Annotated in this window: 19 protein-coding genes; 9 read left to right on the plus strand and 10 right to left on the minus strand. The window is 66.0% G+C overall.

The annotated features are described in order from the left end of the window. Positions 1-68: 68 nt before the first annotated feature. From BLQ10_RS07570 to BLQ10_RS07590, 5 genes are all read right to left on the minus strand, one after another. Positions 69-1,637 carry an LCP family protein gene (locus tag BLQ10_RS07570; protein ID WP_091560253.1) on the minus strand — a complete coding sequence of 523 codons (1,569 nt, stop codon included), beginning with the start codon at positions 1,635-1,637 and terminating at the stop codon, positions 69-71. 133 nt (positions 1,638-1,770) lie between these two features. Further along, complete coding sequence (gene era, locus BLQ10_RS07575; RefSeq protein WP_091560256.1) at positions 1,771-2,730, minus strand: GTPase Era; 960 nt, start codon at positions 2,728-2,730, stop codon at positions 1,771-1,773. Then, positions 2,714-4,045, minus strand: coding sequence for a hemolysin family protein (locus tag BLQ10_RS07580; protein WP_091560257.1), 1,332 nt, complete (start codon positions 4,043-4,045; stop codon positions 2,714-2,716). Before BLQ10_RS07580 ends, era begins: the two co-directional genes overlap by 17 nt. Beyond that, the gene (gene ybeY, locus BLQ10_RS07585; protein ID WP_091560259.1) at positions 4,042-4,515 is read right to left on the minus strand and encodes an rRNA maturation RNase YbeY; all 474 of its coding nucleotides are present in this window, start codon (positions 4,513-4,515) and stop codon (positions 4,042-4,044) included. The genes BLQ10_RS07580 and ybeY overlap by 4 nt, the downstream gene beginning before the upstream one ends. Continuing rightward, on the minus strand, positions 4,512-5,600 hold the full coding sequence (locus tag BLQ10_RS07590) for a PhoH family protein (protein ID WP_091560261.1): 1,089 nt from the start codon (positions 5,598-5,600) through the stop codon (positions 4,512-4,514). The genes ybeY and BLQ10_RS07590 overlap by 4 nt, the downstream gene beginning before the upstream one ends. 244 nt (positions 5,601-5,844) lie before the next feature. On the opposite strand from BLQ10_RS07590, the gene BLQ10_RS07595 reads away from it, so the two are divergent. Further along, positions 5,845-6,501: a class I SAM-dependent DNA methyltransferase gene (locus tag BLQ10_RS07595; RefSeq protein WP_091560264.1), complete on the plus strand. Its 657-nt coding sequence runs from the start codon at positions 5,845-5,847 to the stop codon at positions 6,499-6,501. Between the two features lie 127 nt (positions 6,502-6,628). Here the strand turns inward: BLQ10_RS07595 and BLQ10_RS07600 are convergent, their stop codons facing one another. Further along, positions 6,629-6,841: a hypothetical protein gene (locus BLQ10_RS07600; protein ID WP_091560268.1), complete on the minus strand. Its 213-nt coding sequence runs from the start codon at positions 6,839-6,841 to the stop codon at positions 6,629-6,631. A gap of 93 nt (positions 6,842-6,934) precedes the next feature. Between BLQ10_RS07600 and BLQ10_RS07605 the strand changes: the two genes are divergently transcribed. The 6 genes from BLQ10_RS07605 (at position 6,935) to BLQ10_RS07630 (ending at position 11,629) form a co-directional block, all read left to right on the plus strand. Beyond that, positions 6,935-7,378, plus strand: a complete 444-nt coding sequence (locus tag BLQ10_RS07605) for a GNAT family N-acetyltransferase (protein ID WP_091560271.1) — start codon at positions 6,935-6,937, stop codon at positions 7,376-7,378. A gap of 137 nt (positions 7,379-7,515) precedes the next feature. After that, positions 7,516-8,040: a GNAT family N-acetyltransferase gene (locus BLQ10_RS07610; RefSeq protein ID WP_175558518.1), complete on the plus strand. Its 525-nt coding sequence runs from the start codon at positions 7,516-7,518 to the stop codon at positions 8,038-8,040. Further along, positions 8,037-8,435 (plus strand): NUDIX domain-containing protein, encoded by a 399-nt coding sequence (locus BLQ10_RS07615; RefSeq protein ID WP_091560275.1) that lies wholly within the window; start codon positions 8,037-8,039, stop codon positions 8,433-8,435. The genes BLQ10_RS07610 and BLQ10_RS07615 overlap by 4 nt, the downstream gene beginning before the upstream one ends. A gap of 367 nt (positions 8,436-8,802) precedes the next feature. Next, positions 8,803-9,069, plus strand: coding sequence for an META domain-containing protein (locus tag BLQ10_RS22700; protein WP_254785451.1), 267 nt, complete (start codon positions 8,803-8,805; stop codon positions 9,067-9,069). 198 nt (positions 9,070-9,267) lie between these two features. Continuing rightward, positions 9,268-10,386: a PheS-related mystery ligase SrmL gene (locus tag BLQ10_RS07625; protein WP_091560279.1), complete on the plus strand. Its 1,119-nt coding sequence runs from the start codon at positions 9,268-9,270 to the stop codon at positions 10,384-10,386. Positions 10,387-10,702: 316 nt separating this feature from the next. Then, the gene (locus BLQ10_RS07630) at positions 10,703-11,629 is read left to right on the plus strand and encodes a GerMN domain-containing protein (protein ID WP_091560281.1); all 927 of its coding nucleotides are present in this window, start codon (positions 10,703-10,705) and stop codon (positions 11,627-11,629) included. Positions 11,630-11,727: 98 nt separating this feature from the next. Here BLQ10_RS07630 and BLQ10_RS07635 read toward each other — a convergent pair whose 3' ends face one another. The 3 genes from BLQ10_RS07635 to hrcA form a co-directional block, all read right to left on the minus strand. Beyond that, positions 11,728-12,501: a 16S rRNA (uracil(1498)-N(3))-methyltransferase gene (locus BLQ10_RS07635; protein WP_091560282.1), complete on the minus strand. Its 774-nt coding sequence runs from the start codon at positions 12,499-12,501 to the stop codon at positions 11,728-11,730. A gap of 2 nt (positions 12,502-12,503) precedes the next feature. Then, the gene (dnaJ, locus tag BLQ10_RS07640; protein ID WP_091560284.1) at positions 12,504-13,634 is read right to left on the minus strand and encodes a molecular chaperone DnaJ; all 1,131 of its coding nucleotides are present in this window, start codon (positions 13,632-13,634) and stop codon (positions 12,504-12,506) included. 78 nt (positions 13,635-13,712) lie between these two features. Next, on the minus strand, positions 13,713-14,726 hold the full coding sequence (hrcA, locus tag BLQ10_RS07645) for a heat-inducible transcriptional repressor HrcA (RefSeq protein WP_091560286.1): 1,014 nt from the start codon (positions 14,724-14,726) through the stop codon (positions 13,713-13,715). 328 nt (positions 14,727-15,054) lie between these two features. Between hrcA and BLQ10_RS07650 the strand changes: the two genes are divergently transcribed. Together BLQ10_RS07650 and BLQ10_RS07655 are read left to right on the plus strand one after the other, a co-directional pair. After that, positions 15,055-15,906, plus strand: a complete 852-nt coding sequence (locus BLQ10_RS07650) for a DUF3097 domain-containing protein (RefSeq protein ID WP_091560289.1) — start codon at positions 15,055-15,057, stop codon at positions 15,904-15,906. Between the two features lie 144 nt (positions 15,907-16,050). Further along, the gene (locus BLQ10_RS07655) at positions 16,051-16,470 is read left to right on the plus strand and encodes a DUF4870 domain-containing protein (RefSeq protein ID WP_091560291.1); all 420 of its coding nucleotides are present in this window, start codon (positions 16,051-16,053) and stop codon (positions 16,468-16,470) included. 123 nt (positions 16,471-16,593) lie between these two features. Here BLQ10_RS07655 and hemW read toward each other — a convergent pair whose 3' ends face one another. Then, positions 16,594-17,832, minus strand: a complete 1,239-nt coding sequence (gene hemW, locus BLQ10_RS07660) for a radical SAM family heme chaperone HemW (protein ID WP_091560294.1) — start codon at positions 17,830-17,832, stop codon at positions 16,594-16,596. Positions 17,833-17,848 lie beyond the last annotated feature (16 nt).

Consider the following 17,848-nt stretch of genomic DNA (forward strand, 5'->3'; position numbering starts at 1 on the left):
CCAACGAAGGGCCGGCCATAGGCCGGCCCTTCGTCGTTGCGTGCGTCGTCGTGGCCGCCGGCGTCGGCCTAGCGGGTGATCAGCGCCGGGTTCGCCTGCTGGCAGACGGTGTCGCCGGCTGTCTGGTTGACGATGTCCGAAGGCAGCTGCGGCGTGGGAGCTGCTGTCGGCGTCCCGTTGGCGAAGTCGCTGCCCAGATAAACCTGGACTCCGGCGACGCCGGCAGCCGGGAGCACCTGGCCCGGCGCCACGCCGAGCACGGCCGCGACGTCAGCAGCCACGTCGGCGTAGTCCGCACCATAATAAACAGCCGTTTTCGCGACCGGCTGGGCCGTCAGCTGGCCCACCTGCGTGAAGCCGGCGCCCTTGATGGCCTGCATGATCGCCTGAGTCCGGGCCGGCACGCCTGAGCCGTTGGCCACAGTGACGGGCTGCAGCGTCTTGTCGTAGGCCGGTGCGGGGGCGCTCGGGGTCGGCGTGCGGGTTGCACTGGCAGCCGGGGACCCGCTGGGCGTCGCGGTCGGATCGGTCAGGTCAACATTCTTGCGCATGGCGTCGAACAGCTGGGACGCCGCGGGCTCGGCCAACTGCAGCCGGTTGATGTCGGAAACAGCTGGGACGGTCGGCGCGGCCACAAAGGCCACCTTCTTGACGTCGATGTCCTTGAGCCGGTTGGCCACGGTCAGCAGCGTCGGCACCGAGGCCAGGCCGTCGTCGATGGTCAGGTTCTTGGTGATCGCGTCCGCGATGCCGAGCATCCTGGCGGGGTTGGTGAGGGTGCCGTCGTCCTTGATTTTCCTGGTCAGGGAGGACAGGAAGCCCTGCTGGGCCTTGATGCGGCCGAGGTCGCCGCCGTCGCCGAAGGCGTGCCGGGTTCGGACGAACGACAATGCCTGCTCGCCCTGGACCGTGGACGTGCCCTTGGGCAGGCGCAGCTTCGAGTCGGGGTCGTACACGGCGTCGCTGACGCACACCTGCACGCCACCGACGGCGTTGGAGAGTTCCTTGACGGCGTTGAAGTCGGCCATCATGAAGTGGTCGATCTCCAGGCCGGTGAGCTTGTTGACGGTGTCCACGGCGCAACCGATGCCAGCCTCGGACATCGCCGAATTGATCATGACGCCGGTCTGGGCCGGGTACTCCCTGTTGGTCTTCGGATCCTTGCACTTGGGGATGTCGACCAGCAGGTCGCGGGGGAAGCTGATGACATTGACCCGTTTGTTGTCCGCCGAGATATCCATGAGCATCATCACGTCCGAGTGCCCGTAGCCGGTCGCGTCATCGCTGGTGCCGTACTCCGAGTTCTTGCCGTCGCGCGTGTCCGAACCCAGGATCAGGATCTGCATCCGGTCCGTGGAGTCATTCACGGCGTTCTCGGACTTGATGCTGCCGGCGCTCAGCGGGGCCTTGGTGAGGTTGCCCTGAAGCCGGATGGCCCAGTAAGCACCGAACGCGATGACGCCCACCAGGAGCACGGCAATCACGCCCGTGGTTACCTTCAGCCAGGTAGGGGTCCGCCGGACGGCTCCGAGGTGGCGGGCCGGACCAACGGCGGGATCGGCCGTGTGCCGGGCAGCGGCGGCTGACCGAACCGGCGGGGCGGATCCGTCGGCACGGTTGTCACGGGGTCGAACCACTTGTTGAGCCTTCCTAAACGAACGGGGAGTCAGCCCATTTTAGAGTCCGAATCTGAGAAAACGCCGATGGGCCCCCTCTTGGGAGCGGCGGGAAGGGCCAGCGGCCTAAATAGGGGCCTAAATAGAGCCCGGCTCAGAAGCCCAGTTTGACGAGCTGCTTCGGGTCACGCTGCCAGTCCTTGGCGACCTTCACATGCAGGTCGAGGTAGATCCGGGCGCCGAGCAGCGCCTCAATCGCCTTGCGCGCGTTGGTCCCGACCTCGCGCAGCCGGGCGCCGCCCTTGCCGATGATGATGGCTTTCTGGGAGGGCCGCTCAACGTACAGATTGACGCGGACGTCCAGGAACGGCCGGTCTTCGGGCCGGCCTTCCCGCGGAACGATCTCATCGACGACGACGGCCAGGGAGTGCGGCAATTCGTCGCGGACGCCTTCGAGGGCGGCTTCCCGGATGAGTTCGGCGATCATCACGGCTTCCGGCTCGTCCGTCAGGTGGCCGTCCGGGTACAGCGGCGGCGACGCCGGCATGTGGCTGATCAGCACGTCGGCAAGGGTTTCGACCTGGAAGCCGTCGGTGGCGGAGACCGGGACGATGTCCTTCCAGCCGTCCTCGCCGAGCACCTCGCGGCCCAGGGCGGCGACGGCGAGCAGCTGCTCGGTGAGGCCCTGGCGGTCCACGGTGTCGGCCTTGGTCACGATCGCGATGACCGGCTTGTTGCCGATGGCGGCGAGCTGGGCGGCGATGAACTTGTCTCCGGGGCCGATCTTCTCGTTGGCCGGCAGGCAGAAGCCGATCGCGTCGACCTCGGCGAGGGTGTCGGCGACGAGTTCGTTCAGCCGCTTCCCCAGCAGCGTGCGCGGGCGGTGCAGGCCCGGGGTGTCCACGAGGATCAGCTGCGCGTCATCCCGGTGCACGATGCCACGGATCGTGTGCCGCGTGGTCTGCGGCTTGGCCGAGGTGATCGCGACCTTTTGGCCGACCAGGGCGTTGGTGAGGGTGGACTTGCCCGCATTGGGCCGCCCCACCAGCACCGAGAACCCGGCGCGGTAGCCGCCGTAGGCTGCTTCGCCGTCGGACTTATTCTGCTTGCTCACGTGAGACTCCCTGCTGGATTGGTGCGGCCTCGTCGAGAAGGTCTTCAAGGTCAGTTTGTTCTTTTGCTACGGCGGCCGCAATGATGTGGCTGACGCGGTTCCGCCGGCCCTCGAGCCGGTCGGCGCGGAGGGACAGCCCGTGGACCTGGACGGCGCTGCCGACAATCGGCACCCGCCCGAGGGCCTTGGCGAGCAGGCCGCCCACGGTGTCCACTTCGTCGTCGTCGAGCTCGAGGTCGAAGAGCTCTCCCAGGTCATCGATGCTCATCCGGGCGCTGACCCGGTAGCTTCCGTCGCCCAGGGCCACGGCCTCGGCGCTTTCGGTGTCGTATTCGTCCACAATCTCGCCGACGATTTCCTCGATAAGGTCCTCGAGCGTGACCAGTCCGGCCGTCCCGCCGTATTCGTCGATGACGATCGCAACGTGCGTGGACTCCTTCTGGAGTTCGCGCAGCAGGTCGCTGACAAGCTTCGAGTCCGGCACGTAGCGGACCTCGCGGGCGAGTTCGTCCACCACGGGCGGTTCCTCGTCGGGGCCGAGGTTGTGAAGCGACGCGGCGACGTCCTTGAGGTACACAATGCCCAGGATCTGGTCCGTGTTTTCGCCGATGACCGGGATCCGCGAGTACCCGGAGCGCAGGAACAGCGACATGGCACGCCGCAGGCTGGACCCGGAGTCGATTGTGAGGATGTCGGTCCGCGGCACCATGACGGAGCGGACCAGGGTGTCCCCGAAGTCGAAGACCGACTGGATCAGCTCGGCCTCGTTGTCCTCGATCACGTCGGATTCGGTGGCGCGGTCCACGAGTTCGCGGAATTCCTCTTCGCTGAAGAACGCCTCGCTGTCGGCGGGCGCGCCGGGGGCTACGATGCTGCCAAGCCGCACCAGCCAGCCCGGGATCGGGCCGAGCACGGCGTAGAGGGACCGGACCAGCGGGGCGCTGAACCGGACCAGGGCGGCGGAGTGGACCCGGCCGAGCTGCCGCGGGGACACCCCGACAATCACGAAACCGACCACCGCCATGATGCCGGTGGCCGCCAGGCCGGCGAGCCAGACGTTGTCCAGCATGCTGTAGAGGAGGACAGTCACGGCGACGGCGGCTGCCATCTCGAACCAGACGCGCCAGAACCGGAGGGCGCGCATGTGCCCCACGGGCTGCGCCAGGATGCGTTTGAGCGACGTGCCCCTGCTGTGCAGGACCGCCTGTTCGGCGTCGTGCCGGGGCAGGAAGTTGAACGCGGACTCGGCAGCGGTAAGCACCGCGGCAAAGCTAAGGAACACCAGCGCCATGCCGGCCAGGATCAGTGGGGTCACTGAACCGTCTCGGACGGGGCCGCCTTGCCGGTGAAGGCGGTCAGCAGTTCGCGCTGCAGCCCGAACATCTCTTCCTTTTCTTCCGGCTCGGCGTGGTCATAGCCCAGCAGGTGCAGGATGCCGTGCGTGGCCAGCAGCAGCATCTCGTCCTGGGTGGAGTGACCGGCGTTGCGGGCCTGGACCTCGGCCACCTGGGGGCAGATGGCGATGTCGCCGAGCATGCCCTGCGGCGTGGGCTTGTCCGGCGTGCCCGGGGTGAGCTCGTCCATGGGCACGGAAAGGACATCGGTGGAGCCGGGCTCATCCATCAGTTCGAGGTGCAGCTTTTCCATGGCCGGTTCGTCCACCAGCAGGATGGACAGTTCCGCCTGCGGGTGGATGTAGAGGCGTTCGAAGATGAAACGCGACAGAGCCACGAGCTCCGACTCGTCCACGACGACGCCGGATTCGTTGTTGACCTCAATGCTCATGCGTGTTCTCCCCGCGTTTCCCGGGCAACGGAGTGCTTGACCCGGTTCCTTTGGACTTCATCCCAGATGCTGTAGGCGTTGACGATGTCCCCGACCAGGCGGTGCCGGACGACGTCGGAGGCATCCAGGATCGAGAAGTTGACGTCCTCGATCCCCAGCAGGATCTCCTCGACGATCCTGAGCCCCGAGCGGGTGCCGAAGGGAAGGTCCACCTGGGTGATGTCGCCGGTGACCACCATTTTGGAACCGAAGCCCAGTCGGGTGAGGAACATCTTCATCTGTTCCGGCGTGGTGTTCTGGGCCTCATCGAGGATGATGAAGGCGTCGTTGAGCGTCCGGCCGCGCATGTAGGCCAGCGGGGCGACTTCGATAGTGCCGGCGGCCATGAGGCGCGGGATGGATTCGGGGTCCATCATGTCGTGCAGGGCGTCGTACAGGGGCCGAAGATAGGGGTCGATTTTGTCGCTCAGGGTGCCCGGCAGGAAGCCAAGCCGCTCCCCCGCCTCGACGGCCGGACGGGTCAGGATGATGCGGCTGACTTCCTTCTGCTGCAGGGCCTGGACGGCCTTGGCCACTGCCAGGTAGGTCTTGCCGGTACCGGCCGGCCCGATCCCGAAGATCACCGTGTTCGCGTCGATCGCGTCCACATAGTTCTTCTGGTTCAGCGTCTTGGGCCGGATGGTCTTCCCGCGGGTGGAAAGGATGTTGGTGGTCAGCACTTCCACGGGGTTCTGCAGTGACTGGCTGCGGAGCAGGGAGACGAGCTGCTGCAGGACGGCAGGGGTGATGACAGTGCCCCTGGCCACCAGCCCGCGCACCTCGTTGAGCAGGCGCATGATGCGCGGCACGTCGGCGGCAGGACCGCTGATGGCGAGCTCGTTCCCCCGAACATGGAAATCAACGGCAGGGAACTGGTTTTCGATGAATCGCAGGGCTTCGTCATGGCTGCCCAGCGACTGGACCATCTGTTCTGAGTCGTCGAACACGACCACCTCCGTCCGCAGCCCTGGTAGGGAGTGGGGGAATTCCCCTGCGGTGCGTTCTCGGGCGCTGAACCGGGCCTTGCCGTTCGCTGCTTCAGTCATGGTGTTGGCCCGCGGGCCTCTGGTCCCCTCCAGTATGAATATGGTCGGTCGCCGTGATCCGTACCGACGGCGGTTCGCACCGCCCGCGGCCGGGGTCAACGGGTCCTTCCATCTTACGCCAGCGCGGCGCGCCCGACGCCGTACGGGAATCCGGCCTCGGGCGTTACACGTAGGTGTTTCCGAAGATGACTCACCCATCCACCGGTAGCTGGGGTTCGCCGGCCACGGCCGCTAGGCTCGGTCGATGGCAAACTCCGAGAACCTGTTGGACGTCAGATCCGCGTATGACACAGTTGCCGAGGCTTATTCAACTGTGCTCCCGGATACAAGCTTCGAGGCCCCTCTGGATATGGCCATGGTGGACCACTTCATCGCCCACATGCGCGCCGCGGCGGACCGGCTGGTGATCGACGTCGGATGCGGTGCCGGACGAATGACCAGCTACCTGAGCCACGCCGGGCTGAACGTCAGCGGTGTCGACCTGTCGCCCGAAATGGTCCGCGTCTCGCAACGGCTTCATCCGGAGCTGTTGTTCGAAGTGGGAGAACTGACCGACCTGCCGGTGGCCGACGCCGCTGCAGACGGCATCCTCGCCTGGTATTCGATCATCCATTCGCCCCCGACAGCCCTGCCGGCGATCGCGCGCGAGTTCTGGAGAGCGCTCCGCCCGGGCGGCTCGGCGCTGATCGCCTTCCACGCCGGCAGCGGTCACCGCACAATTGACCGGGCCTACGGACACGATGTCCAACTCCGTGCAGAACTGCACGCCCCCGACGACGTGGCGCTCCGGTTCACCGAGCAGGGTTTTGTGATGCGCGCCCAGCTTGTGCGTTCACCAAGAACCATGGAGAACCACCCGCAGGCCGCCATCCTCGTCGACAAACCCTTCGGGCCCTCGTAGGGGCGTTGACGTGTCCGCAGGCCATGACTGCCGGTGAATTGGTCTTCAAGGGCGCAGTCGAGATGCTTCATGCCGTCCGCGAGATGTCGGTGACGACCTGCTCGATTTGATATCTCGAAACCCGGGCCTACGCTGGGTTGGTGTGCAGATAGTAGGGATAGGCAATGACGCCAATCGACAGAGCCCAGGCGCGGCCGCGTTCCCACGTCGCCTGGTCAACGCCTGCAGCGTCCCGAAATGCGGCGCGCCCCTCGTCCTCGAGCAGGTTCCAGGCGACGATGAGGTTGACCTGCTGTGTGTCGATGTCAGGCTCTGCGTCGTGCAGCTTGGTGATCAACATATGTTCAACCTAATCGACTTTAGATCCGCCTTTGATGTCGCCCCGCGGACCCAGCGATGGGATGCGGCCGCACCGCCAACGTAGGGTAATTCCATGCTCATCATTCGCGAAGGACGCCCAAGTGATGTGGCCGGCCTTGCGACGCTAAGAACCACGTGGGCGGCCGAACAGGAGCCTGCGCTCAAGGACGATCCAGCCTTCGATGCCGTATTTAGAGAATGGACGGATGCAAGTCCTCGAAAGTTCTTTGTGGCCGATGACGGCGGCGAACTAGTCGGGATGCTCAACCTGATGATTTTCGAGCGGATGCCCAAACCAGGGACGGAATCGTCCCGGTGGGTCTATCTGGGAAACGCCTACGTGCTTCCGGAATTCAGGAACGCCGGAATCGGCGGCCGGCTCGTGGACGCATCGATCCAGTTCTCGCAAAGCATCAAAGCCGTACGGATGGTGCTTTCCCCCTCAGCCGAATCACGCGACTTTTACGCACGGCTGGGTTTCGAGCCGGCCGGGGAATTGAACATTCTCAGGTTTTGACCCACGCGAGAGTCCCATTCTCTGAATTCAACGCTCAACCGGGAATCAACCAGGTTGTGGCCGCGAGGCGTATGCGACGCGGACCTCTTGCCGGACCATCCGCTAGGCCGATGCGTCGGCTACGGCATGATGGAGGCATGGAATTGCAGACTGAACGCCTCCTGCTTCGCGAGTACACCCTGGGTGATTTCGCGGCGGTGCATTCGTTTGCTTCTGACGTGAGAATCGCCGAGTACGTGGACTGGGGACCCAATACGGCCGGCGACACTCAGGAATTCCTCGAAATGTGCGTTGCAGCCCAAGGCGACTCGGTGCGGACCGCCTTCACTTTCGCTGTCACTTTTCCCAATCGCGATCCCTTTGGTTCTGTCGGACTCTCCGTTGATCATGGCCGGGGCGAGCTCGGGTATGTGCTTGATGCTGATCACTGGGGGCGCGGGTATGCGACAGAGGCCGCAGCCTCGCTCCTCAGGTTCGGCAAAGAAACCCTCAGACTGCGGGACATTACGGCCACCTGCAGACCTGAAAACACCGCTTCGGCGAGAGTGCTTGAGAAGATCGGGATGGTCCAGGTTGGATTGCGGAGGGCGGACAAGCTCATTCGTGGTGAGTGGCGGGATTCTCTCGTCTTTTCAGCTCACCGAGTTGATCACAAGCGATGACCCACCGCATTGCCGTCGGCGTACTCATTGGGCCACGAGGCGTTCTGATGTGCCGCCGGGTCCCGTCAGCGAAGTGGTACCCGGCAATGTGGGACTTTCCGGGCGGCCACATCGAGGATGGCGAATCAGCCGGCGAGGCGCTGGCCAGGGAGCTCCTCGAAGAAGTCGCAGTCAGAGTAGTCCCGCCCAGGAACGCTCCCACGTTTACGGTCCAGGACAACGAGGGCTCACCTCACGGGTTGGCGCTCTCAGGGTGGGTCCTGGACACGTGGTCAGGCGATCCTGCGAACTTGGCCACGGACGAGCACTCCGAAATACGCTGGCTCAGCCCTGACGATGCCCTTGGACTGTCCCTCGCGCACGATTCCTACACCGAAGTACTTCGACACCTCTGACGGCGAAGGACAAGCGACGCAAGTGAAGAGGACACAGATTGCCGCTTCGTGACAAGTTCGCACCCGCAGATAGGCTCCGACAAATGTCGGCCGTCGGGGGAACACGATGAAGCGCACTCAGTTCTGGCGATGCCTCTCTTCCGTCCTGCTTTGCGGGATGCTAATGACGTCCTGCGCAGCCAGGACCACGAGTGGTCCCGGAATGGCCGGCCCCACCCCGCCCGCCGGGCCCCTAAATTCGCAGACAGAGTCCACGGCCCCAATCGAAACCTGCGCTACATTCCTGCCGTCAGCCTCCTGTTCCCCGTACGCCAGCATCTCCGGCACGGCCAACGGCAAAAATCTTCCTTGGTTGGCCTCCGGAGCAGTGACCGCGCAGCTAACCACTGTGGCCGGGTCGCTCCAACTGGCGGTCAAAACTCCATGCAACCCGGTAAGCGGTCCCGCCACGATCAGTGGAAATACGCTCCACGTCGGGAATATTGCGGTCGGCGCCATGGGATGTGCCGGGGACGTCGGAGCCCGGGAGCAGTGGGTCCTGCAGTTCCTGCAGCGTCCCGTCGAGATGACATCTGCCGACGGAGTGCTCAAGTGGACGAGCGGAGCAGACACACTGACGCTCAGAGCCAACTAGAACCAGACCGCTGATCCGCGGCAAACGCGCTCGCGCTGCGCACTGGGGGTATAGTCATCGCATGCTGTCTACGCGACGATTTACATGCCCCCGACCGGTCTCCGGTCGCGAGGGCTCTGAGGCGCGCGCCTAGGTCCTGGCGCCGGGTTGAGTCGGGGGGAGAAAACCACCACTCGAATCCGAACACAAGGACCTGCAATGCTCACTTATCTCCGTCCCTGCGAGCTCCACGACGCTTTGACCATCCGCGATCTGTCAAATCCGGACGGCGGGCCCCATTCGATGCAGACGCTGTTGCAGGGCATCATCGACGCCCTCTGCCGCGAATGGCGAGTGCCAGCACGAATCGTCCGCCACAGCCCCCTGGTGAGTGTGGCCGATAATTACGACCGCTTGGGGTTCGACGCGTCGGACGTAACGCGGGATCAAAGATACTCCCACTACCTCAGCCCAACGGTCATGCTCCGCAGTCACACGTCGGCTTCCATCCCGTCGCAACTGCGGGCATTGGACGACGACGCTTCCATGGACGAGCTCTGGGCCATCCCCGGTCTGGTCTATCGCCGCGACTGCATCGACCGCACCCACGTGGGAACTCCCCACCAAGTCGACCTGTGGCGCGTCAGCTCGCGGGAACAACTCGACGCCGACAACCTGCAGGAAATGATCGGATCGCTGGTGCAGGCGGTGCTTCCGGGTGCACGATGGCGCGCAGTTCCAGCCGTTCATCCCTACACCAGAGCAGGCCTGCAGGTCGACGTCCTCATGGAAGGAGAGTGGCTCGAACTAGCAGAATGCGGGCTCATGGCGCCCCATCTATTCTCCGAAGCTGGCCTGGATCCCACAAGGTGGTCTGGACTGGCTCTGGGGATGGGTTTGGACCGGGCCCTGATGCTCCGCAAAGGCATCCCCGACATCAGGTTGCTTAGGTCTACGGACGAGAGAATCGAACGGCAGATGTTGGACCTGTCCCGGTGGAAACCGGTCTCTCAAATGCCCTCTATCCGCAGGGACATCTCCATCGTGGTGCCCGCGGAAACGGATCCTGAAGTGCTCGGCGACCGAGTGCGAACAGCATTAGGCGAAAAGGCCGAGGATCTGGAAAGCGTCGAACTCTTGGCCCTAACTCCGTATCGCGACCTCCCCGTAACAGCGCAGGAGCGACTTCGCATCTGCGATGGCCAGGCCAATGCCCTGGTACGCCTGGTGCTGCGTCCGCTCGCTAGGACCATGACAGATCCAGAGGCGAATCAGATCCGAGACGATGTTTACTTGGCCCTGCACGAAGGGCCAGTCCGGGAGCTCATCGCAGGATAGAGCTGTAGAAGGACGTGAGCCGGCCTTCCACGCCGGCCAAGGAACCAATGACTGGCGCGAATTAGGTATCAACTTTGTATCGGCCTCATATCGTTCCCGTTGCAGTTCCGGCGCCGGGGCCGAAACCCGGCTGTCGCGCCGGGCCCGTGTGCCATGCTGGAATCCGGCCGTCCCAGGATGGCCGGGCCGCTCTCCGGCAGGTGAAGCATGCGCGGCCACCGGCGGTCTACGACGGCTACACACGGATCATCGCCGCGGAACGCGGGGCGCAGGAAGGGACAGCGGCATCAGGAAGCGTGAAGTTCAGCAGTCGTCGGTGGGGCGCGTCCGGCGCGTCGCGCTGGCCCTGGCGCTGCCCGCCGCCCTCCTCCTGTCCGGCTGCGTGGCGACGCCGCAGGACGGCATCACAAACTCCAGCAGCCCGTCGGAGCTCATTCCGGTCCCGGCCTCGGGCGTCCCCACCACCAGCGCTCCGCTCGAAACAGCCCAGACGTCGAACAAGGCTCCGGTGTATTGGATCGGCCGGAGCAATGACAACGCGTTTCTCTACCGCGAGTTCCGTGACGTTCCGGATCAGGACAACCCCGTCACCCGCGCCCTTCGGGTGATGATGTCCCAGACGCCGCTGGACCCGGATTTCTTCACGCCCTGGCAGAACCCGAAGAAGCTGGCGACGTCGATTTCCGGCAAGAATGTCATCACGGTGGATGTCTCCGCGGATGCCTTCAACAGCAACGTGGATGCGGCCATGGCCGAGCGCGCCATCCAGCAGCTCATCTACACGGCGACGGCTGCCGCGGCCAGTGCAGGCCTCATCGATGCCGGACAGCAGGCCCAGGTGGTTGTGCTGGTTGACGGTCACACGGACTACGTGGCCTTCAACCATGTCCGGCTGGGCGAGCCCACGTCCCGCAGCGCCGGGATGGTGGCACCTGTGTGGATCATTGATCCGCAGGAAGGCACGTCCGTGGCCGGCGGTTCGGTCAAGATCAGCGGCCGGAGCACAGTCCAGGGCGGGAAGCTCCGCTGGGCGATCCTTAAAGTCGACGGCGACGGGGACAACACTAAGACGGCCTATCTCAACGGCAACGCCACGGCCTCGGCCGACTCCACCCAGTCCGGGTTGTTCACCTTGTCCGTGAACCTCGGCCCGGGCAGCTACGAGGTCCGGGTGTCCCAGGTGGACGCGTCCGACAGCGCCAAGGAAGTGTTCCAGGACACCCGCGGCTTCACTGTCAAATAGTCTGGGAGATAGTCTGGCGCGTCATATAGTCTGGCGCGAAGAATAGTCCTGCGCGCCAAATAGCCTTCACGTCAAGAGGCCACCACGCCGGCAGCCGGTCACCAACGGCCGAGGATGTCGCTGACCAGCACGGTGGCGGCGGGCCCCGCGGTGGACGAGCGCAGAACATGGTGCCCCAACAGGGCTGTGACTGCCCCTGCGTCGCACAGCCTGGTCACCTCCCGTGGGCTGATGCCGCCTTCAGGGCCCACGATCAACAGCACTTCACGGGACCCGGCGTCGCCGGGCGGCGCGGTTTCCAGCCATGATTCCAGCACTTGCCGCAGCGGGCGGACAGCATCTTCGTGCAGGATGACCGCGAGGTCTGCGGCCGCCACGGCCGCCTGCAGCCCGGCGCCGTCGACCGCCGCCCGGACCTCCGGAATCCAAGCACGGCGCGCCTGCTTGGCCGCTGCCGCCACCACCGACTGCCATTTGGCGTGCGCCTTCGCGGCCCGTTCAGCCTTCCACCGCACAATGGACCGCTCCGCCTGCCAGGGAATGACGGCGTCGATGCCCAGTTCGGTGGCTGTTTCGGCCGCAAGTTCGTCGCGGTCGCCTTTGGCGAGGGCCTGGACCAGGACCAGCCTGGTCCCGGGCCGGGGCTCATCCGCAAGGTCGAGGCACTCGACGGTCAGCTCACCGGGCGCTACGGCGCTCACCGTGCCGGTCAGCCGTTTACCCGCGCCGTCGGCGATGTCCACGGCCTCGCCGACGGCGATCCGCTTGACGGTGACGGCGTGGCGGGCCTCAGGGCCCGACAGGACGAAGGCGGAGCCGGGGACCTGCTGGTCCAAGGTGCCGGGGGCGGTGAAGAAGACCGGGTTACTCACCGCTACAGGTTACCGAGCCGGTCCCGGAGTTTGGCGAAGACGCCGCCGCTGGCCGCGAGCTTTCCGGCCGTGAAGTGTTCGCCGCGCAGCTTGGCCAGTTGGCGGAGCAGGTCTTCCTGGGCGGAATCGAGCTTGCCCGGCGTTTCGACCTGAAGGTGCACTTTCAGGTCGCCGCGTCCGTGGCCGCGCAGGTGGGTGACACCGAGGCCGCGCAGGGTGATGATCTCGCCCGACTGTGTGCCGGCCCTGACGTCGATCTCCTGCTGCCCGTCGAAGGTGTCGAGGCTGATTTCGGTGCCGAGTGCGGCGGCCGTCATGGGGATGTTGAGGCTCGCGTGCAGGTCGTCGCCGTCGCGGACGTACGTGGCGTCGTTGTTGACCCGGATCTCCACGTACAGGTCCCCGGCCGGACCGCCGGCGGGCCCTGCCTCGCCCTGGCCGGACAACTGGATGCGGGTGCCGGTGGCGACGCCGGCCGGTACCTTGACGGTCAGCGAGCGGCGGCTGCGGATCCGGCCCTGGCCGCTGCATTCGTTGCAGGGATCCGTGATGACGGTGCCGAAGCCCTCACAGGATCCGCAGGGGGCCGAGGTCATGACCTGGCCCAGGATGGAGCGCACGGCGCGCTGGACCTGGCCACTGCCGCCACAGATGTCGCAGCGCACCGGGTGGGTGCCCTCGCGGCAGCAGGAGCCCTCGCACGTCGGACAGATGACCGCCGTATCGACCTCGAGCTTCTTGTTCACGCCGAACACCGCGTCGCGGAGGTCAATCCGCACGCTGATCAGCGCGTCCTGGCCGCGGCGGACCCGTGACGCCGGGCCGCCCTGGCCGCCGCCCGCCCCGAAGAAGGTCTCGAAGATGTCTTGGAAGGCGAAGCCCTGGCCGGAGTAGCTGCCGCCGCCGAAGCCGTTGTCGGTGCCGTTCTCGTTGCCGGTGGTGTCATAAACACGGCGCTTCTGCGGATCGGAGAGGACCTCATAGGCGTGGGTGACCGCCTTGAACCGGTCCGAGGCGTCTTCTCCCGGGTTCACGTCCGGGTGCAGGGTCCGGGCCAGTTTCCGGTAGGCCTTCTTGATCTCCTCCCCCGTTGCGTCGCGGGAGACTCCAAGAACGTCATAGTGGCTGCTCAAAGTGTGTATCTCTTCCTTTTCGTACTGCAGTTGGGGCATTGCCTGTGGGGCAAGAAGTCGCGTTGGGTCCCGGGCCCGTCAGGGCCCCAGGATCCTCGAAAGGTACCGGGCCACCGCGCGGACGGCGGCCATGGTGGTGGGATAGTCCATCCGGGTGGGTCCAAGGACGCCGACCTTGGCCGTGGCGTCCGGCCCATAGGCGGTGGCCACGACCGAGGCCTCGGCGAGACCGTCGTACGGGTTTTCGCGGCCGATGCTGACAGTCACACCGCGCGGGTCTTCGGCCATTTCGCTGAGCAGGCGGAGCATGACCACCTGTTCCTCGAGCGCCTCCAGCACGGGGCCGATGCTGAGCGGGAAGTCCACATTGGATCGTGCCAGATTCGCCGTGCCGGCCATGACCATGCGCTCTTCGCGGCTGCTCGTGGCCAGGGCCTCCAGGCCGCGGGCCAGCGCCTGCGCCGCACCACGGCGCGCGGGCGGGCCACTGGCGACGACGGCGGGCAGCAGCTGGGGCAGCAGGCTCAGCGGGGTTCCGGAGAGGCTCGCCAGGAAGCGCGTGCGCAGCTCGGCCAGGGCGTCGTCGGGAAGGTCCTGCCCGACGTCGATGACGCGTTGCTCCACTTTGCCCGTGTCCGCGATGAGGACAATCAGCACCTTCCGGGGGGCCAGCAGCACGAACTCTATGTGCCGCACCCTGGCGCGGCTAAGCAGCGGATACTGCACGACGGCGACCTGGTTGGTCAGGTGGGAGAGGAGCCTCACGGTCCGGTCGAGGATGTCGTCGAGGTCCTCGGATCCTTCCAGCAACGCCTGGATGGCCCGGCGCTCGGCCGGTGACAACGGCTTCACCGCTGAGATCTGGTCGACGAAGAGCCGGTAGCCCTTGTCGGTGGGGATCCGGCCGGCGCTGGTGTGCGGTGCCGTGATCAGGCCTTCGTCTTCCAGCGCCGCCATGTCATTCCGGATCGTGGCGCTGGACACGCCGAGATGGTGCCGCTCCACGAGCGCTTTGGAACCAACGGGCTCACGCGAATGGACGTAGTCCTCCACGATGGCGCGCAGCACTTCGAGTTTGCGCGGTTCGCTCACGCTCCACCTCCAATCGACTGTCCCGCAGTCAGTGCCGCCCGCGTTGTCCGGTCGCGTCCAGAAGTAGTACCCACAGGTAATACAGAGACGGCCCACTTGGGGACAAGGGTTAGCACTCGACATGCCTAAGTGCTAACCAGTCTAATATGAGTCGCCGCGTTGTTAGCATTGGATTCGCTCCAGGCGTGGCCCGAGGGGTCGCGATTCCCGTCACGCCGGTGCCGAGACCGTGGCAGCCGCTGCCGTTGCCGCCCCGTCGCGGTCCGGTTCGGGCCCGGAGAGTTCCACCGACCGCCGTACATTCCGAGTGCAAAGTAAGCGTGTAGAGATGTCGTACCAGAACTGGGGACCCCAGGACCTGTCCGCCCCCGCCAAGACCCAGTTGCCGGAAGTCCCGGTGGAACGCGGGATGGTCCTCGAAGAGGTCCAGTCCGGCTGGGTGGGTGCCGTGACCCGGGTGGAGAAGTCCGGCGGCATGCATGTGGTGGCGCTGGAGGACCGGAGGGGTAAGTCCCGGTCCTTCCGCCTCGGCTTTGGCTTCCTGTTGGAGGGCCAGCCGATCCGGCTGATGCCGCCGGTCCCGAAGAAGGCGGCGCCGGCCGCCGGCGCCGGCCGCACGGCGTCGGGCTCGGTCCGGGTGGCGGGGCACCGCGCACAGGTGGCAAGGGCCAGCCGCATCTGGGTGGAAGGAAAGCACGACGCCGAACTGGTGGAGAAGGTCTGGGGCGATGACCTCCGGGTGGAGGGCATCGTCGTCGAACCCCTGCACGGCATTGACGACCTCGCGGCCGCCGTGGCGGAGTTCGGTCCGGGCCCGGGCCGCCGCCTCGGCGTGCTCGTAGACCACCTGGTGGCCGACTCCAAGGAGTCACGGATCGCCAACGCCGTCATGGCCTCACCAGGCGCCGCCGGCAACGTCCTGATTGTGGGCCACCCCTATGTGGACGTGTGGCAGGCCATCCGGCCCGCGGTCCTCGGTATTGAGCAGTGGCCGGTAATCCCCCGCGGCGTTGACTGGAAGACAGGGATCCTGATGGCTTTCGGGTGGCCCCACACCACAAAGGAGGACATCGGCCTCGGCTGGCAGAAACTTCTGGGGGCTGTCCGCAGCTATGCGGATCTGGAGGCGTCCCTGCTGGGCCGCGTGGAAGAGGTCATTGACTTCCTCACCGTGCCTTAGACCGCCGCGGCGGACGCCCCCTGATCTCCATTTCCGCGCCCGAGCAAGTATTCTTGGAACGGCGGCCGCGCTCCCAGCGCGGTTCCGGCTATTCCAGGCACAACCCAGGCAGCAACGCATCACCGCAATCCGAAGGGCTACACCGTGGCAGATAACGCACGCGAACACACGGACAACCAGGCCGGCCATGGCCAGCCCCCGTACCATGGCGTTCCGGCTAATGCGCTGCCGCTGACGGCCAGCGAGGACCGGCAGTGGGCCACGCTGGCGCACTTTGGCGGCATCCTCGGCTGCGTGCCGTCGCTGCTGATCTACCTCATCTTCAAGGACCGGGGCCCCTTCACGGCGCAGGAATCCAAGGAAGCCCTCAACTTCACGCTGCCGCCGACCATCGCCGCAGTGCTCGCCAATCTGCTCGTCTTTATTCCCGTGGTGGGCAACCTCTTCGCCGTGCTCGCCACGGTGATCTGGATCGCCGTGACGTGCTTCTCGGTGGCGGCCGGCATCCACGTCAACCGTGGCCAGCCGCACCGCTACGAATTCAACCTGCGCTGGATCAAATAGCCCAGCCCGGACCCAAGCAAGAGAGCCGGCCGCTGCCCGTCAGGGCTAGCGGCCGGCTCTCTTTGTGTGGCTGCATCGTTGTGGCCGGCGGCCGGGCAACCCCGCGTGCCTTAGTCGGCCCGCTCAGTCCGGCAGGATTCTGCGGACCACGGCGTCGGCCAGCAGCCGGCCCTTGAGCGTCAGGACGAGCGTGCCCTTGAAAGCGGCCGCGGGGTCCACCAGGCCGTCGGCGATCAGCCCCGCGACGGCGTGCCGGCCGGTGTCCCCCAGGCCACCGAGGCTCGGGATGTCGAGTCCGGAGTTCAGCCGGGCCTCGAGCATGACGCGTTCCACGTTGCGGGTTTCGGTGTCCAGCGTTTCGCGTCCGGCCGCGGGTGAGACCCCGGCGCCGAGGCGGCTGGCATAGGCGATGGGGTGCTTGACGTTCCACCACCGCACGCCTCCGACGTGCGAGTGCGCCCCGGGTCCGATGCCCCACCAGTCGTCCCCCCGCCAGTAGGCAAGGTTGTGCCGGCAGGCCTGTTCGGGGGTGCGGGACCAGTTGCTGACCTCGTACCAGGCGAGCCCGGCCGCGGAAATCAGCTCATCCGCGAGTTCGTATTTGGCAGCGTGGTCGTCGTCGTCGATTTCCGGCACTTCGCCGCGGCGGATCTGCGCCGCAAGTTTGGTGCCGTCCTCAACAATCAGGGCATAGGCGCTGATGTGGTCGGGAGCGTAGGACAGTGCCGTCTCGAGGGAGCAGCGCCAGTCCTCCAGCGACTCCCCCGGCGTCCCGTAAATAAGGTCGAGGCTGACCGCGAGCCCCGCGTCCCGTGCCCACCGCACCACTTCGGGCACCCGGCTGGGCGTGTGGGTGCGGTCAAGGACCTTCAGGACGTGCGGCACGGCAGACTGCATACCGAAAGACACCCGGGTGAACCCGGCGTCGGCCAGCAGCTGCAGCGAGTCGGGGGTGACCGAATCCGGGTTTGCCTCGGTGGTCACCTCGGCCCCGGGTTGCAGGCCCCAAGCGCCAATCGCGGCGGTGAGTATGCGCGCCAGGTCCTCAGCCGGCAGCAGCGTGGGCGTGCCGCCGCCGAAAAAAACCGTGCTGAGGGTGCGCGCGGGCAGGCCGCTGCGCTTCAGGGCCTCGGCGGCGAAACCCACTTCCGCGATCGCCGTGGCGGCGTAGGCGTCCTGGGAGGCCCCGCCGCCCAACTCGGTGGCGGTGTAGGTGTTGAAGTCGCAGTACCCGCAGCGGACCGCGCAGAACGGGATGTGCACGTACAGCCCGAAGGCACGCTGATCGGCGCCCTGGCGCGCCTGGGCGGGCAGGAGCCCGTCCGGCGGCGCCGGGTCACCGAGAGGAAGAACGCTAGGCACGGGCCCGGCCTGCCGA

It is taken from the genome of Arthrobacter sp. ok362 (assembly GCF_900102785.1).
Classification (GTDB): domain Bacteria; phylum Actinomycetota; class Actinomycetes; order Actinomycetales; family Micrococcaceae; genus Arthrobacter.